This window comes from Salegentibacter sp. (genome assembly GCF_041642575.1).
Classification (GTDB): domain Bacteria; phylum Bacteroidota; class Bacteroidia; order Flavobacteriales; family Flavobacteriaceae; genus Salegentibacter.
Genome location: NZ_JBEPWD010000032.1, coordinates 1 through 26293 on the forward strand (window position 1 = coordinate 1; position 26293 = coordinate 26293).

A 26293-nucleotide genomic window follows, 5' to 3' on the forward strand; every position below is an offset into this window, starting at 1 on the left:
CCAGATCGGCTAGCTGTTCCATAAAGGAATTGATAAGATCCCGGTTTTCATCGTTTATATCAATTTTAGCCAGTTCCATATTCAAACTCGCCAGATAGAAATTTTCGATCTTTTTGAATTCTGGTGACACTTCACTTAGCTGAAATTGTTTCTCTTCTTGAATTTCAGGCTCATCCACCTCTTTCTGATCTTCCACTTCAGTTTCAACAACTGCGGGTTCCCCACTGAATTTATCCGGTTGAAGAAAATAAAAACCAATTCCAAAAGCTACTACTAATACAGCCGCAATTTTCATGATGAAAAATAGCTGACCTCTATTTGAACTTTCCGGAAACTCTTTATCCAGTCTTGCTTCAAATCTTTTTTTGTGCCCTCTGGGTAATTTTTCGGGAGTTTGGGGGGCTTCATTTTTAAACATTTCCCTAATATCCTGTTCCATGTCTTAGTACTTTTAATTTTTCCTGCAATTTTTTCTTTCCACGGTGCACCATTGTTCGGGAGGCCACCTGGCTGATTCCCATTATTTCTGAAATCTCTTCGTGATCATAACCTTCCATAAGAAACAGCATCAACGGGTATTTGTATTTTTCGGGAAGTTCTTCCATACATTTTTTAATCTGTTCCAGACTAACTCCTTCTTCTACGCTCCAGTTTTCATTTTCATCTACCGAGCTTAATACTTGCTCGTTTATAGCGATGAGTTCCAGTTTTTTGGCTTTAAGCTTATCAATGCACTTATTGATCACGATTTTCTTTAGCCAGGCTCCAAAACTAACTTCCCCGGTGAACTGATCAAGCTTTGAGAAGGCTTTTATAAATGCCTCCTGCATAGCGTCTTCGGCTTCAAAACGATCTTTCATAAACCGGAAGGCCACATAATACATACCTTCGCTATACTTGTTGTAAAGCTTCAGCTGAGCCCGACGGTCATTTTGTTTACAAGCCTCTATTAATTGATGTTGTATCAAAATTTAAACTGATTGGTTACTATAAAGACGATTGTTTTTTCGCTGTGTTGCAAAACTGTTTATTTTTTCTGAAATTAGGTAAAATCAACTTATAATGCCTAATTTTAAAGTAGAACAGATAAATGAAAGAGGGACTTCGACTCTTTTCTATTCTGAAAATAAGTTGCAATGAATTCTACCTTAAAGACCACCCTTAAAATACTGGGAATCATTCTAATATTACTTGCGGGAATAATATTTTTTCTCCGAACTACCACAAAAACCCATAGTCCTGAAGATACTGTTACCTTCTCAAAAGAAGATTTAGAACTGGAGGTATTTTATAACAGGCCTTATAAAAAGGACAGAGAAATTTTTGGAGAATTGGTGCCTTATAATGAAGTTTGGAGAACAGGAGCTAATGAAGCGACTACATTTACCACCAATAAAGATATTCTGGTAGATGGTTCTGAATTAAAAGCCGGAAAATATACACTTTGGACTATCCCTATGGAAGAGTCCTGGAAAGTGATCTTTAATTCAAAAATGTATCCCTGGGGAATTGATCTTGAGGAAAAAGCCTATAGAGACCCGGATTTTGATGCGCTGGTAATCGAAGTACCGGTAAGAATTTCTGATAAGAGCCTGGAACAGTTTACTATTTCGTTTGAGGAAGTTAATGATCTGGTTTTGATGATTCTTTCCTGGGATCGAACCAGAATTGAAGTACCTATAAAAGAAAAAGAGCCGTCTTTCAACGGCTCCTGATCTTCAACTAACAGAATAATATTTTAATCTTCGTCTACCAGTAAATTAAGGGTCACATCAATATTATCACGGGTGGCACGGGAATAAGGACATGTCTCGTGAGCCTCATTGATGAGTTTCTCCCCTGTTTCAACATCCACATTCGGGATATAGCAATCCAGAGTTGCAGCTAGCTGAAGGTCGTCCTCTTCAGTTTTGCCTAGTTCAATTATCGCAGTTACGCTAAAATCTCCCAGATCTACTTTGTGTTCCTTTGCTACGGCTTCCAGAGCACTTCCGAAGCAGGCCGAATAACCTGCGGCAAATAGCTGTTCGGGATTACTGTATTTTCCGCCTTCGCCCCCCAGGCTTTTAGGCATACTTAATTTCATATCTAAAACGCCATCATCGCTGGTGGTGTGCCCGTGTCTGGCACCCTTAGTTGTTACGTTGGCTGTGTACAATGTTTTCATCTTATTGTTTTTAATTAACTTTATTGTCTGCTTCAATATAACAAGCAAAAAATACCGGGGCAAAGAATGAATTCATAAATTTGTCATAAATAAACTCAGCTTGGCAAAAAAAACACCCACTTCTGCCTTACATGAATCCGGCTCTCAAAAGTCAGCGGAGAGTGTAAACCCTGATGCAGCCGAAAAATTTAAAGCCAGGAGAAAAATCAAAGTTGCAGAAGAAGAATTGCTGGCACAACTAATTGAAGGCAATAAAACTGCCTTGGGAAGAGCAATTACCTTAATTGAGAGTAATCAACCCAAACATAATAACAAAGCCGAAATCCTTATTGAAGGAGCCCTCCCTTACGCTCATAAATCCATACGAATAGGAATTACCGGTGTGCCTGGGGTAGGAAAAAGTACATTTATTGAAAGTTTCGGTACTTATTTGGTAAAGCAGGGTAAAAAGGTTGCTGTGCTGGCAGTAGATCCCAGTAGTACGGTATCAAGAGGAAGTATCCTGGGAGACAAAACCAGGATGGAAACCCTCGTAAAAGAAGAGAATGCCTTTGTTAGGCCATCTCCCTCCGGGGAGTCACTGGGCGGGGTTGCAAGAAAGTCGAGGGAGAGCATCTTATTATGTGAAGCGGCAGGATTTGATGTAATTTTAATTGAGACCGTAGGTGTAGGCCAGAGCGAAACCACTGTCCACAGTATGACCGATTTCTTTTTGTTACTAAAACTTGCAGGAGCCGGGGATGAGTTACAAGGGATCAAACGCGGCATTATTGAGATGGCAGACGCCATAGTGATCAACAAGGCCGATGGTGACAACCTAAAAGCAGCCCGTGAAGCAAAAATGGAATTCAAAAGAGCTTTAAATCTATATCCAACTAAAGATAGCGGCTGGAACCCGAAAGTTAAATTATGCAGTGCTTTACAAAACACTGGAATTTCCGAGGTTTGGGATTTGATCCTCGGTTATGAAAAAATGATTAAAGAAAACGGTTATTTTGAGCAGCATAGACGTGAACAAAATAAATTCTGGATGTTCCAGACTATAGACGAGCACCTTAAAAGTCGTTTCTACAGGGACCCGGAAATAAAAGAGGCCATAAAAATTCAGCTGGAAGCAATTGAAAATAATAAAACTACCGCTTTTGCTGCTGCAAAGCACCTAATTAATCTGTCCAAAAATCTATAGTTTATACCATATGGATTAATAAACCTGGATATCAAACGTGCAGGATTGAGAATTAAGACCCATATTATGTATACTTTTGTAATTTATAATACCCTCGATGCATAAAGAATTTACAATTATAATCCCCGTATTTAACGAAGAACCTTGTTTACCTCATTTGTTTCCGGTTTTAAAAGATTACGTACTAAAAGCCTCAAAAACTACTTCAATACTTTTTGTGGATGATGGTTCTACCGATAAAAGCCCACTTTTAATTTCGAAATTTTGCGAACAAAATAAGGATTTTGATTATTTGTTATTCGATAGAAACTACGGAAAAGGGGCGGCGCTCAAAGCTGCTTTCGATTACGTAGAGACTCCTTTGTTAGGTTATATAGATGCCGATTTGCAAACGCAGCCCGAAGATTTTGAATTGCTTTTCCCCTATACAGACGAATATGATCTGGTAAGTGGTTGGAGAAGTGACAGAAAAGATTCTGCGGTAAAACGATTTTCCTCAAAATTCGGGAATGCAATACGAAATGCTTTTACCAATGATAACATGCATGATACGGGCTGCCCACTTAAGATTATAAAAACTGAATTTGCAAAAAAAATCCCGATGTTCCAGGGCTTACAGCGATTTTTACCGGCTATGGTTTTACTTCAGCAAGGAAAAATAAAAGAGGTTAAAATTGAACATTATCCGCGGATTGCCGGAAAATCTAAATATAACTTTAAGAACAGATTTTTAGGCCCATTAGTTGACTGTTTCGCTTATATATGGATGAAAAAAACCTATATAAATTATAGAGTAACTCAAAAAAGTAATGACTGAGTGGCAAGTTTATAGCATTGGTTTTGCTGCGCAGATTTTATTTTCTGCAAGGTTATTAAATCAGTGGATTGTTTCAGAAAAGAACAAAAAAGTTCTAACCCCTTCCCTATTCTGGAAATTAAGCTTAATCGCTTCATTTTTATTGTTTGTCTACGGGTATTTAAGAAGTGATTTCTCAATTATGCTTGGGCAGGCTATAACATATTTTATCTACATCAGGAATATTCAACTGCAAGGAAAATGGAATAGATTACCCGTTTTTTTTAGATGGTTTTTATATTCCTTTCCGATAATGATTATAACATATTCATATTTCAATAATACTTACGACATCCAAAAATTATTTTATAATGAAGCAATTCCAATATGGTTGATGCTACTTGGAATTTTGGCCCAGTTAATATTCAACTTCAGGTTTATTTATCAATGGATTCATTCTGAGCGCGCAAAAGAATCTATGTTGCCTTTGGGATTTTGGGTGTTAAGCCTTTTAGGTTCCGGACTAATATTGTTATATGCAATATTCAGAAAAGATCCTGTTTTACTCGCCGGACATCTGATGGGAAGTATGGTTTATATCAGGAATATTTTGCTAAATAACAGGGAATATGTTAAGGCTTAATTCATTTCGCTATAATTATTCAATTCTCCTTTTAATAACAGGCATTTTCATTTTTATTTTTAATCTGGATATTATTTATGTAAATATCATGGAAGCGCGCAATTTCGTTACCGCGCGCGAAATGGTAAATCAAAATAACTGGATCCTGACTACCATGAATGATTTGCCGCGTTATGAGAAACCACCCTTACCCACGTGGCTAACTGCAATAAGCGGTGCGATATTTTGTTTTGATAGCTTAACGGCTATGAGGTTGCCATCTGCCCTTACAGCAATTTTGTTACTCTTTACTTTTTATAGGTTTTTGCCGAAATTCCAACTTTCCAAACACCAGGCGTTTATAAGTAGTTTGGTTTTGGCCACTTCATTTTATATAGTTTTTTCTGGCCGTGACGGACAATGGGATATTTATACGCACACCTACATGTTGGTGGCTATTTATTTCCTGTGGAAAATTTTTAACGGCTCTAAAAATCTTTATAAATACGCTGTTCCCGGCGCCATTTTCTTTGGCTTTTCCTTGTTAAGCAAAGGCCCGGTATCTTTTTATGCTTTGTTACTTCCCTTTTTAATTAGCTACGGAATAGTTTACAAATACCCCGATTTCAAAATTAAGTTGAAAGCCCTCTTAATATTTCTCCTGCTAGGGATTATCGTTGGGGGCTGGTGGTTTGCTTACGTTCGGTGGATAGATCCTGAACCTTTTATAGAGATTACGGCTCAGGAAACCTCACGCTGGGGCAACTATAACGTAAGACCATTCTATTATTATTGGAGCTTTTTTGTACAAAGTGGTATCTGGACTATCCCCTCATTTGTAGCGCTGCTCTATCCCTATTTAAAAAATAAAGTTTCGAATCCCAGGGCTTATAAATTCTCATTCCTCTGGACAATTATCGCTGTAGTACTCCTTTCTGTTATTCCTGAAAAAAAATCACGCTACCTTTTACCAGTACTCATTCCAATGGCGATGAATACCGGATTTTATATTGAATATCTTTTTCGAAACTTTAAAAGCCTGCCAAAATCTGAAAACTGGATAATTTATTTTAACCATGGTCTCATTGGTTCTATCGGACTTGCTTTCCCACTTGCCGCGTTTCTGTATCTTGATTTAGATGGATTCTGGCTTTGGTATTTTGCAGCATCTGTTGCGCTATTCGGAATTGGTCTTGGCATCTACTATTTCCTCTGGAAAAAGAAATATCCTCCGGTTTTCTATCTAACGGTCAGTTTTATTGTCGCCGTTATCATTTTTGCATTTCCACTCACCTATACTTTTCTGGATAACCCCTATTTCAATAATATTAAGTCCCTGAAGAATTTTGCTGAAAATAAAGACTTGAAAATCTATGAATACGATTCGTTTACGCCTGAGCTCATTTGGGAATACGGCCAGCCAATTCCAATAATCAACAATCCTGAAGAAGTAAACAACGAAAAGGAATTCGGCTTGCTTTTTCTTGAAAAAGACAGCACTGAGATCAAATCTCAATTTTCAGATTATCAAATAAAAAACCGGAAACGCTTCGATCTTAACTACGTAAATCCAGAAGCTTCAGGCTATAAAGAGCGTTTGATAAGAAAATTTTATTTATTCTCAAAAACGGAATAAACCTTCCCAAATTTAATAATTAAAAAAATTCGGAAGATTGAAATGCTTTACTGGCGTGTAAAGTATTTTTTACGCAAAAACCTTTGAAGCAGGTAATACAGATATCCGAAAAAACTCCCTATCAGTGCTCCGGTAAGGATATCACCAGGGTAATGCACCCCAAGGTATATTCTGCTATAAGCCACAAAAGCAGCCCACAATAATAAAAACCAAATCAATTTTGGAAAATGTTCCTTGAATACCAATCCAAGAAAAACCGCTACTCCAAAAGAATTTGAAGCGTGAGCCGAGAAATAGCCGTATTTCCCACAATAAGCGGCTACTAAACGAGCATACTCCTTGATGCCTTCCTGCCCACAAGGCCTTAACCGCTGAAAACCATCTTTAAACACGTTTCCTAATTGATCGGTCGTGGTTATTAAAAGGGTAACGCATACCAAAAGTACAAGTGTAAACTTCCAGCCAAACTTTTTGAAAAGCAAAAACACCAACACAGCATACAGCGGGATTGCGGTCCATTTATCGGTTACCAACAGCCAAAACAAGTCCCATTGTTCATTTCCGAGGTTATTGAGATAAAGAAAAAGTTCGTGATCGAGTTCAATCAGCTTATCCATACTTTAATCTTCTTCGTAACGGGAAACCTCACGATCGTAAAACTCGGAAGCCTGTTTGACAAGACTTTCAGTCTCATTAGCCAGTTCATCTTCATCGGTAGTATCGAAATCTTCCAGCCATTCCACTTCATCATTTTCAAGATTGATGATAAATCGAGGGAATTCAGTATGTACTACAAAAACAGCATCGGGATAATCGGTATTGTCACCAAGAAGAAATTTAGGGAAATCCATATAAAAAAATTTTATTCTGAAGCCAGTACGGCTTTCTTTTCTATTAAACGTTTGCTCAAAAAGTTAAATCGAAGATACAACATTAATGCGGAAGCAGTAAGCCCTGCAAGCAATCCAAGCCAAATTCCCATACTCCCCAATTGCTCCGGCTTGCCATAATACCAGGATATCGGAAAACCGATTAGCCAGTAAGCAATAAAACATATAAGGGTTGGAATCTTCACATCCTGAAGTCCGCGTAAAGCTCCAAGAATTACCACCTGTAAACCATCACTTAACTGAAACAGTGCAGCGATAATAAGGAGTTGGGCCGCCAGTAGAATTACTTCGGTATTATCAATATACAAAGTGGGTAACCAATCTTTCAGTAAAATGAAGCCTACAGCAAAGACAGCCTCGATTAAAAATACCAGTAAAAATGTTGAAAATGCTATCCTGCGTAAATCTTTAAATCTGCCAAGACCCTTTTGGTTCCCTACTCGAATGGTTGAAGTAACACCAAGACCAACGGCGATCATAAAGGTCATAGAGGCCAGATTAAGCGCGATCTGGTTTGCTGCCTGGGGATTAGTTCCCAGAGTTCCCGCGAGAAAAACGGTTGCGGTAAAAATCGCCATTTCAAAAAACATCTGTAGTGCAGAGGGAAATCCTAAAGCCAGCAATCGTTTAAAAATGTCCGTTTTTAGAAGTTCTTTCCTACTCCAGATAAAATATTCGGCGAATTTCTTTTTTCTTCTCAGTATTTCCCAAACAAACCAAAGCATGAAAAACCGGGAAATCAGTGTGCCGATTGCAGCTCCTTCCAACTCTAAACGCGGAAAGATCCAAATTCCATAGATCAGCAAATAGTTAAAAACCACATTCACCACATTAGCAATGAGGGTGGCGTACATAGCATACTTGGTTTGGGAGAGTCCATCAGCAAACTGCTTAAAGGCCTGAAATATCATCAGCGGGATCATGGAGAAAGCCACGATGTTCAAATAGGGAATGGCTAAAGCCACCACTTCCGGCGGCTGGTCCATATAATGTAAAATCGGTTTTGCAAGTAACAAGGCAAGGAATAGAAAAATTCCGTTTAGCGTACAAAGAATTACACCATGGTGAAAATAACTGCGTCCCTTATTAATGTCTTTAGCACCATCGGCTTCGGCTATTAAAGGGGTTATAGCAAAGGAAAAACCAATTCCAAGGGAGAGAGCAATAAATACCATACCATTGCCCAGGGAAACTGCTGCCAGCGGGGCAGCACCCAATCTACCAATCATCAGGTTATCTACCAGGCCCACCATAACATGGCCTAATTGACCCAGCATCACCGGGAAGGCTATATTAAGATTCCGACTAAATTCTTTGGTATAAGCGGTTAATTGCAAGCTCAAAATTTTAGGCTGCAAAGATAGAATGTTTTACCTCCCTGAAAATTTTAAAATCGGGAAAATTAAACCGGTTGAACACAAAAAAACCGGACTAAAAAGTCCGGCTGTAAGTATGAAGATTTCTCACGTTAAAATTTCTGCTGAGCTTCAGTATTAATATGTTTGATCCCGTATTTATCTACCAGATAAATCAGAGAGGTCATAGTGGCAGCTCCAAGTTCTAGCTCTCGCTTGTTCACATGCTCAAAGGTATCTGTAGCAGCATGGTGATGATCAAAATAACGCTGTGAATCGGGTCTAAGTCCGGCGAGCACCATGTCCCCACCCCTTAAAGGGCCAATATCCGCACCACTTCCTCCCAATTCGAAGTAATGGATAAGATAAGGTTTAAATAAGGTCTGCCAGCTTCTTATCTGGGCGAATTGAGCCTCATCAGCCTCAAAAGAAAAACCACGTGGCGTAAATCCACCCGCATCGCTTTCCAGAGCAAAAATATGTTTTTCCCCTTTTTCACGAGCGACTTTTGCATATTCATTACCACCGCGAAGTCCGTTTTCTTCATTCATGAAAAGTACCACTCTTAAAGTCCGTTTAGGTTCATATCCCATTTCTTTAAAAGATCGTAATACCTCCATAGATTGCACTACCCCGGCACCATCATCATGTGCTCCATCTCCAATATCCCAGGAATCAAGATGACCTCCTACAATAATAATTTCCTCGGGATATTCGCTTCCGGTGATCTCTCCTATCACATTATACGAAAGCACGTCTTCGTGTTGCTGAGAATTCAGTTTAAAATATAATTTTAGGTCGGGAGAAATTTTAAGCATACCACTAACATAATCGGCATCATTGGTGCTTATCGCTGCGGCAGGAATTCTTTTTGACGCCGGGATATCTCCATAGCTCATGGAACCGGTATGTGGGTAATCGTCTTGTTTTAGACTAAGTGAGCGCACAATAACTCCAGCCGCACCATATTTGGCAGCTTCTTGTGCCCCTGAATAACGTTGATCTACACAGCCTCCATAAGCTTCAAAAGTATGAATTAGTTCCGGGCGCATGGGGCGGTTATAAAATACAATTTTCCCTTCTATTTTTTCTCTGCCTAATTCGGCTAATTCTTCAAGGCCCTGTACTTCTACCACCTGGGCTTTTGCACCTCCCTCCGGTGTTGAAATAGAGCCACCCAGCGCTGTAATATTAAGATTTCTGGTTTCCCCGGGTGCTGTTTCGAGATAAGAAAATTCACGTCCACCACGGGTCCACTTCGGCACCATAACAGGTTGCAACCAAACCTTATCTAAGCCGAGCTTTTCCAGTTCAGCTTTGGTATAATCTACCGCTTTTTGAGCATTTAAAGAGCCGGAAAGCCTTCCGCCGATATTATTTGATAAATGATCAAGCCAATTGTAAGCTTCACCTTCTAAGAGAGCAAAGTCGTAGATCTTTCTAAGTTGAAGAGAATCTTCTTTGGAAGTGGCTTCCTGGGAAGTTGCACTTAGAAATGTAAAACTGATAAAAATTAGAGTAAGTAATCTTTTCATTGAATATTAATTAAATGGGCACGAAAATACTATTCCTTTTTTAGCTCTTCGATATATTCTTCTAATTTCCTGAAAATTTCCGGAGCTAAATTAGGTTCTTTTACGTCTTCGTATTTAATGAGTTCATCGTAAAGTATTTTTGCAACCAAATAACGTGCCGTGGGTTTGGAGTCTGAAGGAATAACATACCAGGGGGCCTTTGTGGTAGAAGTTTTATTAATAGCTTCCTGGTAATATTTACGGTAAGTCTTCCATAGTTTTCGTTCTTCCAGATCGCCAGGAGAGAATTTCCAGTTTTTATTGGGTTTGTTAAGTCGACGTAGGAGTCGCTGGCGTTGTTCTTCCTTCGAAATATGAAGAAAGAACTTGAAAACTATGGTGCCATTCTCAGCGATATGATCTTCAAAATCCCTGATCTGTTCATAGCGTTTTTCCCAAAATTCGTCATTAATATCTTCTACCTTCTCTATCCCGGGAAGGTTTTCATTCAATAAATATTCAGGATGAACTCGGGTTACCAATACATTTTCATAATGCGTACGGTTAAAGACACCAAACTTTCCCCTGGCCGGTAGCGCGATATAATGTCTCCAAAGGTAATCGTGTTTTAACTCGAGAGAGTTTGGAACCTTAAAACTATGCACCACTACCCCACGGGAATTAAAATCCTTAAAAACTTCCCTGATGAGGCTGTCCTTTCCCGCAGTATCAATTCCCTGCAAACAAACCAACACCGCATATTTACCATGTGCATATAATTTATCCTGCCACTCCCCAAGCTCTTCCCTTTTTAATTCCAGTGCTTTTTTGATCTGTTTCTTCTTTACCTGCAGATCGAATTGGGTGGAAATTTCATCCAGATTTATTTCAGAAGTAACTCTGAAATCTTCGGGGTTTATCTTTTTCATTAAATACTTTTTTTGTGCAGAAGCTTAGATAATAATTCTACCTTGGGATTTGGGTTACTAAAGATACAATCTTTAAGAAACATTTTTTTTATCTTCGCCCCTTAAAATACAATGGCTTGAAACAAGAAGAAAAACAGGAAATAATTGAGAAAGTAACCAGCCTTTTAAAGGAGATTCCTTCTTCAATGGATATCGTTAAAAAAGGGGGAAACAGGCATAAGCGCTTTAAATATCTCGCTACTCATATGGTAGAAAAAGCGATAGAAAAAGATGCACTTATTATTTCTGAAAATAGAAAAGGAATAGCCATTTTATTTAAAACCAACAGTAAAGCCGATAATTTCTGGAAGGATTTATGGACACAGTTGGGCCTGGTTATTAATGTAACCGGAGTAAAGAATGCACTGAGCATTATTAAAAATCAGAACTATATCAAGAAGCAACGTCCTGCTGAAGGCGACTATCTCTATTGTTGGTTTTGGGGAATTCTCGCCGATTCACGCGGTGCCGATACCCAGGTTGGTAAAGAGATGAAGGATGAGTTTTACCGCCAGTCCAGGGAATATCAAATCCCTCTTTATGCTGAAACCCGCATGCGCAAAAATGCCCTGGTATATCAACGCTTTGGATTTGAGTTGTTTCATGAGTGGCAGCACCCAAGCGGAGATACCATGTACTTTTTAAGATATATTCCGAAAGCTAAAGAGAATTAGTTTACAATTTTCCTGCAAAGACCTTTACATCATCTTCAGTCACCTCCTGGCCGCCTAAAATAATAAGCCGTTCCACCACATTCCGGAGCTCCCTGATATTTCCGCGCCAGTCGTATTCCTTTAAAAGCTTTAAAGCCCCGGAGGTAAACTGCTTTTTATTGGTGCCGTGTTCCCTCGCGATCTTCTCTCCAAAATATTCCACAAGCAGCGGGATGTCTTCTCTCCTATCGTTAAGAGAAGGAACTTCAATTAAAATTACAGCCAACCTGTGATAAAGATCTTCCCTAAATCGTTTCTCCTCAATCTCTTTTTTGAGGTTCTTATTGGTTGCAGCAATTACGCGAACATCTACCTTGATATCTTTACTGCTACCAACTCTTGATATTCTGCTTTCCTGGAGCGCACGTAAAACTTTTGCCTGTGCCGAGAGACTCATATCCCCTATTTCATCGAGAAAAATTGTGCCTCCGTTGGCTTGCTCAAATTTTCCTGCGCGGTCTTTATTAGCTGAAGTAAAAGCCCCTTTAACATGACCAAAAAGTTCACTTTCAATTAATTCTGAAGGGATCGCGGCACAATTCACCTCCACCATAGGACCTGTAGAACGATCACTCTTTTGGTGCAACCAGTGGGCAACAAGCTCTTTACCACTGCCGTTAGGCCCGGTAATTAGCACCCGGGCATCTGTAGGGGCTACTTTTTCAATAAGATCTTTAATATGCTGAATGGCTTTAGATTCGCCAATCATTTCAAAATTCTTACTAACCTTCTTTTTAAGACGGGTATTCTCCACCACAAGCTCTTTGCGGTCCAAAGCATTCCGTACGGTATTCAGCAATCTGTTTAAATCCGGTGGTTTTGAGATGTAATCAAATGCTCCCAGCTTCATAGTATTTACTGCAGTGTCCAGATCACCATGGCCTGATATCATCACTATGGGAATCTCAGGTTTTATTTTTTTTATTGCTTCAAGAACTTCCACGCCATCCATTTTAGGCATTTTGATGTCGCAGAGAACAAGGTCAAAGTCTTCATCTTTGATCTTTTGAGTTCCTTCTAGTCCATCCTCTGCTTCCTCAACAGTATAGTTTGGATTCTCTTCAGTAAGGATTTTCACTAAAACCCTTCTTATAGATGCTTCGTCTTCTATTAATAAAATTTTTGCCATAATTATAATATACTAAATTTTAAACCACCACGGGCATAAAAAGTATTGCTTTTATTGATGGTGTAGAGGTCGTCCATGTCCTTATCCCGCAATCGAATATCATTCCTCAAAGTGTAACCGGCATAAGTATAAAAAGAAATATGATCGGTAAAGTTATATTCGTATCCCACACCGCTTAGGACTATGGTCATAGAAATACTTTCGGCAATTCCATTTTCCGGGGTTTGCACGCGAAAGTTTTCCTGAATATTTGCAAAAAAACCATCCAGAGTAACAAAGGTTTGAATAGCATGTTTATCGTTGAAATAATGCTTTAAATTAGATTTTGGGGTTCCCACCGTATAAGACCAGTTTGGATGAAATCTCTTGTAATAGTTTACAATAGGCAAAGGAAACGGGAACCCTGTGGTAGTGGAATAGTTTAATCCCAGGATGAGTCGCCAGGGTTCTACATAACGCTCGTCCTCTTTTATCTTCACGAAATACACTGATCCTTCATAAATAAAATCGTCGTCTATAACTTCATCGGTGGTTAAATTAGAGGCTATCTTTACTCCAGCCTCTGCAGCAAAACGCCAATCTTCGCTTAACTTAAAAGTATAGGCAAGGTTTCCTTTGAACGAATGAAAACGATCAAGCTTGTAGGTATTAAAATTTTCATTGTCTTCATATTTAAAGTTCACATTGCGATATTCAACCCCCGGAATAAGGTATGCTCCCTTATCGTTAAGTTTTAGGGGAATATTGACAAAGCTCCGGAATCTTCTAAAGGAATTATCAGAATCTGCTTGTGGGAAATAGGTATATTCTATTCTGGCAATATCGGTGGTTTGCCCTGAAACCTCTGTGGTATTTCCTATCCAAAGTATGATGAAACTCATTACAATTAAAGCTAGGCGCATCTTCTTTCTATTTGTTATTTATGTTGTTATTAAAAATATGTACCTCCCGCTGAGGGAATGGAATAGTAACTTTATTTCTCCTGAATTCTTCGTCTATTTTAAATCGGAGCTGACTTTTTATTTTGGGGTCTACAAAACTATCGGTTACATAAAAATGAATCGAAAAGTGCATTGCCGAATCCCCAAATTCTTCTAATAACACAAAAGGTTCGGGGCTTTCAAGAATGCTTTCGATTTGGTTAGCACAATTTAGAAGGATCTTTTTTATCATCTGGGTATCACTCCCGTAGGCGACACCTACTTTCACCAATTCCCCTGTGCTCTTATGATTTTGAGTATAGTTAAAAACCACCTCGCTGATAAATTTATGATTGGGGATTATCATCACCTTATCATCCCTGGTAATCGCCCTGGTGGTTCTGAGTTTAATCTCAAAAACACGACCTATTCTCCCATCCATTTCAATGATATCTCCTACCAGAAGTGATTTATCCAGAATTATAAAAATTCCTCCAATTATATCCTGAAATAATTTTTGTAAAGCTAAACCTAAGCCCACAAATAACGCCGCCGAAGCTGTTAAAAGTATTGTAATATCTATGCCTGCAGAGCTTAAGGTTATTAAAATTACTATAACATAAATGAAGTATTTTAGAAATTTAAAAACGCTAATGAATTTTAGTTTCTCCTTTTCTTCCAGTTTTCCGGTTATAAATGACCTTAGAATTCTTAAGAATACACTGGTCAAAATAAAAGCCATGACCACCAACAGGATAAGGCCAATTGAAATGTGAACTTTCTCATCTCCCAGATTATACGAGAAACCATAATTCCAAATATCTTTGATTGGGCCCAAGGTATCCTGCTCTATTATTTCTTTAATACTATCAGTTGAACTTTGCTCCTGCATCTTTAATATTTAAGCCATTTAAAGATTTCCTTATAGGTTGCTTTTTTACCGTACATCAATATTCCCACTCTATAGATTTTTGCAGCCAGCCATACCACCCCCAAATTAGTCACAAAAAGTAAACTCAGGGAAATTGCTAACTCGTACCATGGCACCCCAAAAGGAATTCGCATCAACATTACTATGGGTGAGGTAAGCGGGATCATAGAAAAAATTGTAGAAATATTTCCGTGAGGGTTTTCTATCACCGCAAAGAAACCAATATAAATCCCCAGCATCAACGGTAAAATAACCGGAAACATAAACTGCTGTGTATCGGTTTCGCTATCAACGGCTGCACCAATAGCAGCATATATTGAACTGTATAAAAAGTATCCTCCGAGAAAATATATCACGAAAAAGATGAATAAACTAAGTAAGGGTAAATTGTAAACGTCGTTCAGGAATAGACCTAAATCTGTGGTGGCCATCTGCCCTACCATTTCCATCTGTTCTTTTTGGGTGCTTAAAAAATCTACTCCCAGGGAAAAACTTGCAATCCATAACAGAACAACTCCCAGAACAACCCAGATACTGAATTGCGTAAGGCCTGCAAGCGAAGTCCCTAGTACCTTTCCCAGCATAAGATGTATGGGTTTTACTGAGGAAACTATTATTTCAATTATACGATTGGTTTTCTCTTCAATCACACTACGCATTACCATATTCCCATATATAATGATGAACATCATCAATAAATACCCGGCAATACCACCAAAGATCATTTTGATATAATTAGACATTTTTGAAGTTCGCTGGCCTGAAAAATTTTGAATCTCGACATCTACATTCACTTCTGCAGCTTCAATCGCACTTAGATCTACTCCCCGATTTACTAATTCTATTTTTGTTAGTCTTTCAGCAATGGTTTTCTCTATAGCCTGTACAGTCCCTATTCCCGGAGGTTCCTCTCCAAAAAACTGGATCTTTCCGATTTCCCCATTTTCCATTTCGGGGATATAAATCAATCCGTAGTATTCCTGTTCCCTGACTTTTATAAGGGCCTCTTCATATTCCAGATTTGAGAAATCCAGATACTGTACCTGCCTTCCATCCTTAAAGTCTGAAGAAAACATGCCGGTCTCGTCATAAAGCCCTATTATTTGCTGTTCGCTGCTGTTCATCATGCTTAAATAGCCGACCAGCATAAACATCCCTACAAGTATCAACGGACTTAAGAAAGTCATGATGATGAAAGTCTTATTTCTAACTCTCGCCAGATACTCCCGTCTTATGATAAGTTTTAAATTACGCATCCCGGGTTACAGTTTTGATGAAAATATCGTTTACTGAAGGGATCACCTCTACAAAATGATTGATTTGCGCACGATTTATAAGAAACTCCAGTAATTGATTCGCAGTTTCATTCTCCTGAAGCTGAATGCTCAATTTCAGGTCGGCGTGTATACTTTTAAAACTGGCGTTTCCCACTATAAATTTCTGCTGAAGTTCGGCCAGCAGGGCAGCTTCATTTCTAGCTTCCAGGCCAACCTCAAAGGTATTAGACTTATATTCTTTTTTTATATCGGTAACCCGGCCATCCAGAAGTTTATTCGATTTATGAATAAGGGCCATATAATCACAAAGCTCCTCCACGCTTTCCATGCGATGCGTTGAAAAAAGAATTGTTGCCCCCTCCTCTTTCAGTTGAAGGATTTCCCGTTTTATCAATCTGGCATTAACTGGATCAAAGCCGCTGAAAGGCTCATCAAAGATCAGCAGTTTTGGCTGATGTAATACAGTGATTATAAATTGTACTTTTTGAGCCATTCCTTTAGAAAGCTCCTGGATCTTTTTATTCCACCATCCTGAAATCTCGAGTTTTTCAAACCAATACTCCAGGCGTTTTTTTGCTTCGGCCTTAGAAAGGCCTTTAAGCTGAGCAAGGTAAAGTGCCTGCTCACCAACTTTCATAGACTTATACAAACCCCGTTCTTCCGGAAGGTAACCTATATACTGAATATCGTTTGGATGTAGGGGTTTATTATCCAGATAGATCGTACCACGGTCTGGCATAGTAATCTGGTTGATAATTCTTAATAAAGTAGTTTTCCCGGCTCCATTTGGACCTAAAAGACCAAAAACGCTGCCTCGGGGTACCTTTATAGAAACATTGTTTAGCGCAGTATAATTTCCGAAGGATTTATAAATATTTTCTGCAACTAAGAGGTTATCCATACTTGAGGTTTGGTTACAGGTAAAGATATTGAAATGGCCGGAGAGAGGTTTTGAATTAAGAAGATTTTATAATTTAGGAAAGGTCCTAAAAGCAAAACCCACCCTTAAAAAATTAAGGATGGGAAAAAAATTGCTATGAAAAAGAAAAATTATCACCAAAAGACTTAGTGATAATCAAATATATAAATTATTTCTTAAAATACAGACCTTAAGAAAACATATCTTTAACTTTTTCAAAGAAGGATTTATCTGATTTCTCCGGATTTGGCTGGAAATTTTCATCATTTGCCATTCGCTCGAAGAACTCTTTTTGTTCCCTGCTAAGCGTTTTTGGAGTCCATACATTTACATGCACCAATAGGTCTCCTTTTCCATAACCATTAAGGTTTCCAATTCCTTTTCCGCGTAACCTCAGGATTTTTCCTGATTGAACGCCCTCGTCAATCTTTATCCTAACTTTTCCATTTACAGTTTGAATTTCCTTCGATGTTCCTAAAACAGCCTCAGAAATACTTATGTACAAATCGTAATGCAGGTTATCCCCTTCTCGCTGTAAACTCTCGTGTTCTTTCTCTTCAATGGCTACCAGCAAGTCTCCTGGAACTCCATCTCCGGGAGCGTCATTTCCCTTCCCTGAAACTTTTAGCTGCATTCCATCTTCAACCCCCGCCGGAATTTTTATAGAAACGGTTTCTTCTTTTTGAATAAGTCCCTGGGCATCTGCTTCGGCAGGTTTCTGATCAATGATCTGGCCGGAACCGCTACAAGTGCCACACGGAGAAGCAGTTTGCATTCTTCCAAGGATAGTATTGGTGACCCTGGTTACCTGTCCCGTACCATTACAGGTACTACAGGTTTTATAGGTTGTTCCCGGGGCCTGTACTTTTCTTTTAACTTTTATTTTTTTCTCTGCTCCATTGGCTATCTCCTCGAGGGTAAGGGAAACGCGAATTCTTAGATTACTGCCTTTTGCACGACGTCTTCCGCCTCCGAAGCCTCCTCCAAATCCGGAAAAACCTCCGCCACCAAAGCCGCCACCAAAAATATCTCCAAACTGGCTGAAGATATCATCCATATTCATTCCGCCGCCGCCAAAGCCACCGCCACCTTCAAACGCCTGGTGACCAAACCTGTCGTAGCGGGCTCGCTTATCTTCATTGCTTAAAACCTCATAAGCTTCTGCCGATTTTTTAAACATATCTTCAGCTTTTGGATCACCCGGGTTTTTATCTGGGTGATACTTTATGGCCATCTTGCGATATGCTTTTTTAATTTCGGCTGTAGAAGCACCTTTACTAATCCCTAATATCTCGTAATAATCTTCTTTCATCTCGTGTTTTTGCAATTCAAAAAAAATGCTGTTATTTCCCGGTAACTACCTTCGGATAGCGAATAATACGCTCACCAAGTTTGTAACCGCGCTCCACTACATCAACAATCTTGCCTTTAAGTTCTTCAGAAGGCGCAGGAATTTGAGTTATCGCTTCGTGAAGATCGGCATCAAAATTATCGCCTTTTTCAACATTCACCGGCTCGAGTCCCTTGCTTTTTAAGGTCTCCCTTAATTTGTTGTGGATAAGCTCAACACCTTTTAGCAGGTTTTTATCTTCAGTTTTTTGAATTTCGTTTAGAGCCCTATCAAAATCATCCAGTACGGGTAACATAGCTGACATTACTTCCTGGTTGGCAGTTTTAAACAACTCAAGTCTTTCTTTTGAGGTACGCCTCTTATAATTTTCAAATTCAGCAAAAAGCCGCAGGAACTTATCTTTTTCCTTCTGAACGTCTTCTTTCAGTTTATCAGCTTCAGAGAAATCAGCATCTTCTCCTTCTTTTCCAGAGTTTTCCTCAACATTATCTATAGCTTGATCAATAGCCTCTTCAACTTGATCTTTGGCTGAATTATTCTCCCCTTGATTTTGGTGATTTTTGGTTTTATCTGTTTTCTTTTTACTCATTTTTTATCGGCATTTAAATACGAGACCAATGGGTCAAAAGTATTGCCAATTCTTATCAAATGTCAAAATGTCACAGATTCTTTTTAATATTGCTTTAGGAATTATCTAATCTCAGAAAACTTAATTTAGAAACTGTAACCAAATCAACCATTTATGAAACATCTTTTGAATAAATTTTTCATCATAGCTTTTCTTGGAATAGCTATAACCGGCTGCAAAAACGACAAAAATAAAGCAAAAACAGAGGACGCCAGAGAAGCCCGTGAAGCGAATCTCGAATCAGAAAATTTCCAGGTAGACAGCGATCAATCTGTTATCTACTGGAAAGGCCGGAAACCTACTGCAACGCACACCGGGACTATTAAAGTTACTGAAGGTGACTTTACTGCAAACGACACCACCATTGAAAGCGGGAATTTTGTAATTGATATGAAATCCATCGAGGTTTCAGATCTTGAAGGTAAAGATCGCAGAGACCTTGAAGCACATTTAAAAGGTACTGTTGAAGGAAAAGAAGGGGATTTTTTCAATACTAAAGAATTTCCGGAAGCCACCTTTCAGATCACCGACCTTACCGAAAAGGATGGCCAGGATATGTTATCAGGGAATCTTACAATAAAAAAAGATACTAAAAACATCAGTTTCCCGGTAAGGATAGATCGCAACGAAGATCAAATTAATATCTCCAGTGATGAATTTAGTATAGATCGTACCCAATGGAAAATTAACTTCGGGTCGAGGTCCGTTTTTGATGAGTTAGGAGATAATTTTGTTTACGATGATATTAACTTGCGTATCAAAATAATCGCCAACAAATCCTAAGTACTTATTATTAAAGCAAGAAAGCCACCTTTAAAGGTGGCTTTGTTTATGAAATAAGGTCTTCCAAAGCTTTAGACAGGTTAGTGTATTCAAAGTCATAACCCGTTTGTTCTATTTTCTCACTACACACTAACTGACTGGACAAAACAAGTCTTGACATTTCCCCCAGTATTGCTTTTAGTGCAAATGCGGGAACATTAGGCAACCAAACAGGTTTACCCATCTTAGAGGCCAGTTCATTAACAAGTTCTTTATTGGTGACGGGATTGGGAGCCACAGCATTAAACACCCCTTCCAGTTTGTTTTCCAGAACATGAACAAATATTCCGGCTACATCATTAATATGAATCCAGGATTGCCATTGTTTGCCATCTCCTAAAGGGGAACCAACATTAAAATTCACAGGTTCTTTAAGCTTTTCTAACAAACCTCCTTCCTTTGCTAAAACCAGCCCTATTCGAATTTTGGCTACATCCATTCCCAGATCACTGAAATTATCGGCTGCTTCTTCCCATTGAACCACAACTTTCCCCACAAAGGAATCGTCTACTGATTCATTCTCCTCAGTATAAAGCTTTTCAAGCGAACTGGGATATATCCCAATAGCACTTGCCGAAATAAAATGGGATACATGATGGTTATTATTCTGAAGTGTTTTATATAACAGGGCTGCAGTCTTAACCCGGCTATCTATAATTTTATCTTTTTGTTCCCGGGTCCAACGTTGAGCAATGTTCTCACCAACCAGGTTAATTATGGCCGAGACCCCTTTTAAAGCCTCTGAATCCATCTCACCTTTCTGTGGATTCCAGTAAAATCCTTTATAATTAGGTTGTGATTCAATTTTATCTTTACTGGTAGTAAGATAGTTAACTTTTATCCCTTTTTCATGGCATAATTGAGTAACCCGTTTTCCAATGAGCCCGGTAGCTCCGGTAATTAATACACGCATTTTTCTTTACAAGATAAGCACTGAAAACGGGCTGTACCAATAATTTATTAGAGGTTTAACAAGTGAAGCCACTAAATTTTTGTCGCTCTTAACATTTCTCTTTTCCCAGGAGGACCCGGAAGCCTTTCAACGACAAATCCTACTTTTTGCAGAGCCCGCCTCACACTCCCTTTAGCGGAGTAAGTAACCAGAACCCCTTCTGCTTTTAAGGCAGCATACATGATTTCGAAAATTTCCTCAGTCCAAAGCTCCGGTTGTACCCTGGCTCCAAAGGCATCAAAATATATAATGTCGAAACCATCTCTAGCGCTAATCTCGTCAAATTTCTTCTGAAGTTTTTCCAGTTTAAAATTCTCACTTATCTCATTTTGCACTTCCCAGGGGCAGTCGTGCATTTTCTGAAGGACCCATGACAGATTTTCTACTGAAAGTTTTTCAGCATAGTTCAAGGCAGAGATCTCTTCCGTAGAAATAGGGTAAGCTTCCACTCCGGTATACTTTATCTCCAGCTGAAGTTTTTGAGATTCCAGAAAAGTGAGAAAAGCATTAAGGCCGGTCCCAAAACCAATTTCCAAAACAGAAACCTGAGACTTTGATGTTTTCTTTATAAAATGAAGTAAGCCCATTTTTATAAAAACATGCAGGGCCTCCTGCACCGCGCCGTGTTTAGAATGGTAGTGCTCATCCCACTCGGGCAAATGTATCGTCACCGAACCATCGGCGGTTTTAATAATTTTCCTTTCCAAATTATTCTTTTAATAATACGCCGTGAGCCAGAAAAGACCGGGTTTGAAGAGGTTCCTTTATCATTGCTATTTCCTCTTCAGTTTTTCCTGCATCTTCGGCATAATGTTTCTGGTCTTCAACCGAAAGTTCCTCCAAATAAGCTTTCCCGGCGACGATTACCTCATGGTCTTCAATATCCTTGGGAACGAAAAAACCATAGTCCTTGAAGGTAACTCTTACCTCTTCCCCCGGTAGTTCCAGGATCATCCAGCATCCTTTCATTTTACAAACATTTTTTACACTTGTAGCAAACTTAAGGTCTAAAGTATCTCCTGGCTTCAAAGATTCAAAGTGATTTTTAGCCTGAAGCACATCGAGAACTTCTTCCGAAGAAATCCTCTCTCCATAAGAAGAATAATCATCACTTATGGAGATATTTTGAGCTCCACCAATATTCCAGGTCACCAGGCCAATAATTATGGCAATAGTCTTAATGGTAATTTTCATTCTTTTAAGTTTAATGATTTTATAAAAAAACCAATTTACAGAAACTTTTGATTTTTATTCTGCCAATATTTCGGTAAATTTGGTAACTAAATTCGAACCAATGAAAACCGACACTTCCTCTCTTGAAATCACTAAATCCAAGACTTCCAAACTAGATAAAATCAATTTTGACAAACTTGTGTTTGGCGAGATTTTCACCGATCATATGATGGAATGCGATTATGAAGATGGGAAGTGGAAGACACCAAAGATAAGACCATACGGCCCAATCGAATTATTGCCATCGGCAAAGGTATTTCATTATGGGCAGGCGGTTTTTGAAGGCATGAAAGCTTATAAGGATGAGAATGACAAAATCTGGCTTTTCCGGCCGGAAGAAAATTTTAAACGTATCAATGTTTCAGGAGCAAGGCTAGCCATTCCTGAGTTTCCGAAGGACTATTTCTTCAATGCTCTCGAGGAATTACTAAAAATAGATAAAGGATGGATTCAAAAAGGTTTTGGAAATTCTCTGTACATCCGGCCTTTTGTGATCGCCACCGAAGAATGTGTGTCTGCTGCTCCTTCTACTAAATATAAGTTCATGATCATCTGCTCCCCGGCCCAGGCCTATTACAGCGGTGAGGTGAGAGTGAAATTTTCAGAACATTTTAGCCGTGCTGCCGATGGCGGGGTAGGCTTTGCTAAGGCTGCCGGAAATTATGCAGCACAATTCCATCCTACAAATTTAGCTAAGGAAGAAGGATTTCAGCAAATAGTCTGGACCGATGCCAATACTCATGAATATCTTGAAGAAGCGGGCACCATGAATATTTTCTTCAGGGTAGGAGACAAATTACTTACTGCACCAACCAGCGACAGAATCCTGGATGGGGTTACCAGAAAAAGCATTATTACCCTGGCCGAAGATTTCAATATTCCTGTTGAAGTTAGAAAAGTGAGTGTAAAAGAAATAGTTGAGGCGGCCAAAAAAGGTGAATTAAAGGAAATGTTTGGAGCCGGTACTGCTGCCGTGATAAACCCAATAGTCGGTTTTGGTCATAAAGGAGAAAAATTCGAGTTGCCAAAATTAGAAGATTCCTACGCCGGTTTCTTTAAGGATAAACTCATGAAGATCCAATACAACCAGGAGGAAGACAAATACGGTTGGAGATACGAGGTTAAATAACCCGGTTAAAATTTTACAGGAATCCTTATTGTCCGATCCAACTCAGGTTTGCCTGAGGCATTGGCTTTTTTAAAGATCAGAAATCCGGTTGTGGTATTTGGTTTTTCAAAATCCAATGTTCCTTCAATGTTTACGAAATCTTCAGTCATCCATTCTGAATCTGAGGCTTTGATATAGCTTTTAGATACAGACTTAAAGTTTTCATCAACCAATTCTACCGGTGCAGTAGCTTCAAAGAGCCAATTCCCCCTGGCCTCTCCCTGGATTTTTAGTGGAGATTCCACCTTATCCCGGGGCTTAGGTATTCTGATTTTTATTAGGTCGGAAATTTCTTTTCGCTCATAGTTCTCATGGGAAAACCAGAGACTTTCCAGGATTTTATCGATCTCATTTTTAGTGCTTTCAACTAACTCCCCCGAATATTTGACACTATCACCAGCTAAGGGATCGCATTCCTCCATACTAAGCTTCTCGTTGTTTTCAGAATAACATTGAGCTTTAAAGTCATTTATCCTATACCTGATAAAGATTCCACCATATTTTGTCCACGAAGCAGGTGGAGTGTTAAATTGAAGATGATAACCCCAAGGTTCACCATTTTCCAAAAGGAAAACCTGCGATCTTTTTTCATCGATCTCAAAAGTAAGGGGAAGTGGATTTCCATAATCTTCCAAACTCCTTCGGGCACCTCCAGGTCCATCCACCCCAAAACCTTCCGGTAAAAAGGAGATGTAAGAATTTCTGAAATCTTCATGAATTCCATAGGGAGGAGTATCGGGATTATCCTTTTTATAAACATTGACCACAGGGGTGTTTCCTGCAAGACTATCTTCTCTAAGCTCGTAACTTTCCGGATAGCTGAATACTAATTGAAAACCCTTTGACTTAAACTCCTTGAAATCATTCTTCTTGCCGGATTTTTGATTTTGATTTTGATTTTGTTGAGTTTGGGTTTCTCCTTCAGAATTTTGTTTACAGGAAGAAAAGACAAAAAAAATCAGGACTACAAAGAGAGAAAATTTCATTTTTTTATTTCAAGATAAAAAGAAGTGCCTTAAAGATCTTTAAAATTATGCTAATTCCAAACAATGGAGAATTCACTGCCTGTTTTTTTGAGAAAATACAAGTTTAAAAACGTAACTTTGTCGCAAATTATTCGGCATGTTTAGTACAGGGCAATTAGTTTTCGCTGCACTCTTTCTTATCGCATTTGTTACTATAATTTTCTATTCCTACAGAAAGGACACCAAACTTCATCAAAAGTATTATAAAGGCAGTGTGTATGTCCTTATTGGTTTCATTGCGTTCATAATTTTACTTTTTTTCCTGAAATCCTGGCTTAGACATTAATCTAAATAAAAATAGGTTCTTTCATTTGTTAAATTCTTTATATTAGCAGTATAATCAACCTCTGCCCTATATGAAAATTTTCAAATACCTTCTCTTTCTACTTCTCATAATAATAATTGCCGGTTCAATTTATATCGCTACTAAAGATGGGGATTACCATATTGAAGAAACCCAAATTATTCCTGCTCCAATTGAGGTAGTTTATAATGAAGTTAATGAATATCAAAATTGGCCCAATTGGGAGCCATGGTCCAGGGAAGCCGAAGACATGGTTGTGGAATACGATGAGAAAACCCGTGGACAGGGTGCGGGATATTCATGGTCGAGTGAAGACATGGGTGATGGTAGAATCAAAACTCTGGATGCAAAACCTTTTTCCGGAATAGATCAAAAAATAAGCTTTGACACGCCCTTTGGCACTTCCAGTAGCGATATTTACTGGAAATTTGATGAAGTAGAAGACAGCACCAAGGTTACCTGGGGAATGAAAGGCACCCAAGGCTTTATGGAAAAACTGGCATTCAGTTTTCAATCGGAAACTTTGAGTGGAATGATGCGTCCAAAGTTCAAGGAAGGCTTGCAAAATCTGGAAAACTCGGTGATAAAAAAAATGGGGGAATTCTCAATCAGCCTGGATGGAGTAATTCAACACGGTGGCGGCTATTACATGTACACTACCACAGCCGCCAGAATATCGCAGGTTAATGATCGCATGCAAAAAATGATTGCAGACGTGAGAACATATATGGAAGAAAATAACATAGAAATTAATGGTAAACCATTTTCTCTGTATAATGAAATTGATGAGCAGGCTGGAACAGCCATATTTTCGGCAGGAATCTTTACTCCGAGCCAGGTTGTAACTCCCAATGACAGTCGAATTTTAAACGGCAATCTTCCTAATCAAAAAGTATTCAGGGTAACTCTTAAAGGAGATTACAAAAACTTACCTGATGCATGGAACAACGCTTTAGATTATATCGAAGAAAACAAGATGGAGTTAAATGAGGAAGAACATATTTTTGAAGTATATATCACCGGGCCTGATAACAATCCAAACCCGGCTAAATGGGTCACCCAAATTCATTTTCCAGTTCAATAATGACAAAACAAATAATTCTTATTTTTATTGGTGGAGGCCTGGGTAGTGCTCTAAGATTCCTTGTAAGTAAATACCTAAACAAGCCTCACCTGGACATTCCCTACGGAACTCTCACAGTAAATATACTCGGAAGCCTTCTACTAGGGATCATTCTGGGTTGGGCCATAAAAAACAATGCCCTTAATTCAAATATTAATCTTGCCCTGGTAGTAGGCTTTTGTGGAGGCTTCACTACCTTTTCGACTTTCGCTTTTGAAAATCAAAGCCTACTAAAGTCGGGAGATTATCTTCATTTCCTCATTTATACCCTTGGGAGCATTATTCTAGGCATCCTTGCTATAGGTTTAGGTCTTTTATTCTCTAAATCGTTATAACCCCCCCGAATTCTATATCCGAATTCCATAAAAAACGCACCCATATTTATTATACCCCTAATTTTTTAGGGGATGTTTTCTGTATTTTCATAAAATTTAGCGCTACACCCCTAATTTTATCTGTTGGAAGAATAATTTTTATACTTTTGGATCAAATCAACAGTCGATTTGAACATATTAAATAGGCATAACCGGGATTCGACATAAGGGCGATTACCGATATGAGAATTACCTATGAACATCAAAAGACAATAAAAATCTTCATATGAAAAAGATTGAAGCAATAATCCGGAAATCGAAATTCGACGAGGTTAAGGAAGCTCTTCAGG

Annotated in this window: 29 protein-coding genes; 10 read left to right on the plus strand and 19 right to left on the minus strand. The window is 38.8% G+C overall.

All coding sequences use genetic code 11. The annotated features are described in order from the left end of the window. Window positions 1–439 (minus strand): hypothetical protein (locus ACESK1_RS07000; protein WP_372919316.1); only part of this gene is annotated, 439 nt, incomplete at its 3' end. Next, window positions 423–968: an RNA polymerase sigma factor gene (locus ACESK1_RS07005; protein ID WP_372919318.1), complete on the minus strand. Its 546-nt coding sequence runs from the start codon at window positions 966–968 to the stop codon at window positions 423–425. The genes ACESK1_RS07005 and ACESK1_RS07000, both read right to left, overlap by 17 nt. Window positions 969–1136: 168 nt before the next feature. Between ACESK1_RS07005 and ACESK1_RS07010 the strand changes: the two genes are divergently transcribed. Continuing rightward, window positions 1137–1715 (plus strand): DUF2911 domain-containing protein, encoded by a 579-nt coding sequence (locus ACESK1_RS07010; protein ID WP_372919320.1) that lies wholly within the window; start codon window positions 1137–1139, stop codon window positions 1713–1715. A gap of 23 nt (window positions 1716–1738) precedes the next feature. On the opposite strand, the gene ACESK1_RS07015 is transcribed toward ACESK1_RS07010, so the two are convergent. After that, the gene (locus ACESK1_RS07015; RefSeq protein ID WP_372919322.1) at window positions 1739–2167 is read right to left on the minus strand and encodes an organic hydroperoxide resistance protein; all 429 of its coding nucleotides are present in this window, start codon (window positions 2165–2167) and stop codon (window positions 1739–1741) included. A gap of 100 nt (window positions 2168–2267) precedes the next feature. On the opposite strand from ACESK1_RS07015, the gene meaB reads away from it, so the two are divergent. From meaB to ACESK1_RS07035, 4 genes are all read left to right on the plus strand, one after another. Continuing rightward, on the plus strand, window positions 2268–3353 hold the full coding sequence (gene meaB / locus ACESK1_RS07020) for a methylmalonyl Co-A mutase-associated GTPase MeaB (RefSeq protein ID WP_372919324.1): 1086 nt from the start codon (window positions 2268–2270) through the stop codon (window positions 3351–3353). 97 nt (window positions 3354–3450) lie between these two features. Beyond that, window positions 3451–4170 carry a glycosyltransferase family 2 protein gene (locus tag ACESK1_RS07025; protein WP_372919326.1) on the plus strand — a complete coding sequence of 240 codons (720 nt, stop codon included), beginning with the start codon at window positions 3451–3453 and terminating at the stop codon, window positions 4168–4170. Further along, window positions 4163–4792 carry a lipid-A-disaccharide synthase N-terminal domain-containing protein gene (locus tag ACESK1_RS07030; protein ID WP_372919328.1) on the plus strand — a complete coding sequence of 210 codons (630 nt, stop codon included), beginning with the start codon at window positions 4163–4165 and terminating at the stop codon, window positions 4790–4792. Before ACESK1_RS07025 ends, ACESK1_RS07030 begins: the two co-directional genes overlap by 8 nt. Before the next feature lie 88 nt (window positions 4793–4880). Next, entirely contained in the window at window positions 4881–6407 is a 1527-nt protein-coding gene (locus tag ACESK1_RS07035; protein WP_372919330.1) for an ArnT family glycosyltransferase, read from the plus strand. Window positions 6408–6454: 47 nt separating this feature from the next. Here the strand turns inward: ACESK1_RS07035 and ACESK1_RS07040 are convergent, their stop codons facing one another. The 5 genes from ACESK1_RS07040 to ACESK1_RS07060 form a co-directional block, all read right to left on the minus strand. Continuing rightward, a complete protein-coding gene (locus ACESK1_RS07040) occupies window positions 6455–7024 on the minus strand; it encodes a phosphatase PAP2 family protein (protein ID WP_372919332.1) in 570 nt (189 codons plus the stop codon). 3 nt (window positions 7025–7027) lie between these two features. Next, a complete protein-coding gene (locus ACESK1_RS07045; protein WP_372919334.1) occupies window positions 7028–7258 on the minus strand; it encodes a hypothetical protein in 231 nt (76 codons plus the stop codon). 11 nt (window positions 7259–7269) lie between these two features. Beyond that, window positions 7270–8634 (minus strand): MATE family efflux transporter, encoded by a 1365-nt coding sequence (locus ACESK1_RS07050; RefSeq protein ID WP_372919372.1) that lies wholly within the window; start codon window positions 8632–8634, stop codon window positions 7270–7272. Window positions 8635–8765: 131 nt separating this feature from the next. Continuing rightward, the gene (locus tag ACESK1_RS07055) at window positions 8766–10187 is read right to left on the minus strand and encodes a M20/M25/M40 family metallo-hydrolase (protein ID WP_372919336.1); all 1422 of its coding nucleotides are present in this window, start codon (window positions 10185–10187) and stop codon (window positions 8766–8768) included. A 29-nt stretch (window positions 10188–10216) separates the two neighbouring features. Beyond that, window positions 10217–11095: a PPK2 family polyphosphate kinase gene (locus ACESK1_RS07060; RefSeq protein ID WP_372919338.1), complete on the minus strand. Its 879-nt coding sequence runs from the start codon at window positions 11093–11095 to the stop codon at window positions 10217–10219. Window positions 11096–11211: 116 nt separating this feature from the next. Between ACESK1_RS07060 and ACESK1_RS07065 the strand changes: the two genes are divergently transcribed. Continuing rightward, a complete protein-coding gene (locus tag ACESK1_RS07065; protein ID WP_372919340.1) occupies window positions 11212–11808 on the plus strand; it encodes a hypothetical protein in 597 nt (198 codons plus the stop codon). 1 nt (window position 11809) lies between these two features. Here ACESK1_RS07065 and ACESK1_RS07070 read toward each other — a convergent pair whose 3' ends face one another. The 7 genes from ACESK1_RS07070 to ACESK1_RS07100 all read right to left on the minus strand — a co-directional run bounded on the left by ACESK1_RS07070 (window position 11810) and on the right by ACESK1_RS07100 (window position 18963). Then, window positions 11810–12976: a sigma-54-dependent transcriptional regulator gene (locus ACESK1_RS07070; RefSeq protein ID WP_372919342.1), complete on the minus strand. Its 1167-nt coding sequence runs from the start codon at window positions 12974–12976 to the stop codon at window positions 11810–11812. A gap of 2 nt (window positions 12977–12978) precedes the next feature. Continuing rightward, window positions 12979–13878: a DUF6268 family outer membrane beta-barrel protein gene (locus ACESK1_RS07075; protein WP_372919344.1), complete on the minus strand. Its 900-nt coding sequence runs from the start codon at window positions 13876–13878 to the stop codon at window positions 12979–12981. A gap of 7 nt (window positions 13879–13885) precedes the next feature. Then, on the minus strand, window positions 13886–14788 hold the full coding sequence (locus tag ACESK1_RS07080; RefSeq protein WP_372919346.1) for a mechanosensitive ion channel family protein: 903 nt from the start codon (window positions 14786–14788) through the stop codon (window positions 13886–13888). 2 nt (window positions 14789–14790) lie between these two features. Continuing rightward, complete coding sequence (locus tag ACESK1_RS07085) at window positions 14791–16083, minus strand: ABC transporter permease (RefSeq protein ID WP_372919348.1); 1293 nt, start codon at window positions 16081–16083, stop codon at window positions 14791–14793. Next, a complete protein-coding gene (locus ACESK1_RS07090; RefSeq protein ID WP_372919350.1) occupies window positions 16076–17005 on the minus strand; it encodes an ABC transporter ATP-binding protein in 930 nt (309 codons plus the stop codon). Before ACESK1_RS07090 ends, ACESK1_RS07085 begins: the two co-directional genes overlap by 8 nt. Window positions 17006–17213: 208 nt before the next feature. Next, complete coding sequence (gene dnaJ, locus ACESK1_RS07095; RefSeq protein WP_372919352.1) at window positions 17214–18335, minus strand: molecular chaperone DnaJ; 1122 nt, start codon at window positions 18333–18335, stop codon at window positions 17214–17216. A gap of 31 nt (window positions 18336–18366) precedes the next feature. Next, window positions 18367–18963 (minus strand): nucleotide exchange factor GrpE, encoded by a 597-nt coding sequence (locus tag ACESK1_RS07100; RefSeq protein ID WP_372919354.1) that lies wholly within the window; start codon window positions 18961–18963, stop codon window positions 18367–18369. A 153-nt stretch (window positions 18964–19116) separates the two neighbouring features. On the opposite strand from ACESK1_RS07100, the gene ACESK1_RS07105 reads away from it, so the two are divergent. After that, window positions 19117–19785 carry a YceI family protein gene (locus tag ACESK1_RS07105; RefSeq protein ID WP_372919356.1) on the plus strand — a complete coding sequence of 223 codons (669 nt, stop codon included), beginning with the start codon at window positions 19117–19119 and terminating at the stop codon, window positions 19783–19785. A gap of 46 nt (window positions 19786–19831) precedes the next feature. Here the strand turns inward: ACESK1_RS07105 and ACESK1_RS07110 are convergent, their stop codons facing one another. From ACESK1_RS07110 to ACESK1_RS07120, 3 genes are all read right to left on the minus strand, one after another. Then, entirely contained in the window at window positions 19832–20737 is a 906-nt protein-coding gene (locus ACESK1_RS07110) for a TIGR01777 family oxidoreductase (protein ID WP_372919358.1), read from the minus strand. 71 nt (window positions 20738–20808) lie between these two features. After that, window positions 20809–21483 (minus strand): tRNA (5-methylaminomethyl-2-thiouridine)(34)-methyltransferase MnmD, encoded by a 675-nt coding sequence (gene mnmD, locus ACESK1_RS07115; protein ID WP_372919360.1) that lies wholly within the window; start codon window positions 21481–21483, stop codon window positions 20809–20811. A 1-nt stretch (window position 21484) separates the two neighbouring features. Continuing rightward, window positions 21485–21970, minus strand: a complete 486-nt coding sequence (locus tag ACESK1_RS07120) for a DUF4920 domain-containing protein (protein ID WP_372919362.1) — start codon at window positions 21968–21970, stop codon at window positions 21485–21487. 100 nt (window positions 21971–22070) lie between these two features. Here ACESK1_RS07120 and ACESK1_RS07125 point away from each other — a divergent pair, with 100 nt between their 5' ends. Beyond that, the gene (locus ACESK1_RS07125; RefSeq protein WP_372919364.1) at window positions 22071–23138 is read left to right on the plus strand and encodes a branched-chain amino acid aminotransferase; all 1068 of its coding nucleotides are present in this window, start codon (window positions 22071–22073) and stop codon (window positions 23136–23138) included. A 5-nt stretch (window positions 23139–23143) separates the two neighbouring features. Here the strand turns inward: ACESK1_RS07125 and ACESK1_RS07130 are convergent, their stop codons facing one another. Continuing rightward, window positions 23144–24163, minus strand: coding sequence for a Gmad2 immunoglobulin-like domain-containing protein (locus ACESK1_RS07130; protein ID WP_372919366.1), 1020 nt, complete (start codon window positions 24161–24163; stop codon window positions 23144–23146). Window positions 24164–24558: 395 nt separating this feature from the next. On the opposite strand from ACESK1_RS07130, the gene ACESK1_RS07135 reads away from it, so the two are divergent. Together ACESK1_RS07135 and crcB are read left to right on the plus strand one after the other, a co-directional pair. After that, window positions 24559–25590, plus strand: a complete 1032-nt coding sequence (locus tag ACESK1_RS07135) for a GyrI-like domain-containing protein (RefSeq protein ID WP_372919368.1) — start codon at window positions 24559–24561, stop codon at window positions 25588–25590. Beyond that, window positions 25590–25964: a fluoride efflux transporter CrcB gene (gene crcB / locus ACESK1_RS07140; RefSeq protein WP_372919370.1), complete on the plus strand. Its 375-nt coding sequence runs from the start codon at window positions 25590–25592 to the stop codon at window positions 25962–25964. Before ACESK1_RS07135 ends, crcB begins: the two co-directional genes overlap by 1 nt. The last annotated feature ends 329 nt before the right edge of the window (window positions 25965–26293 follow it).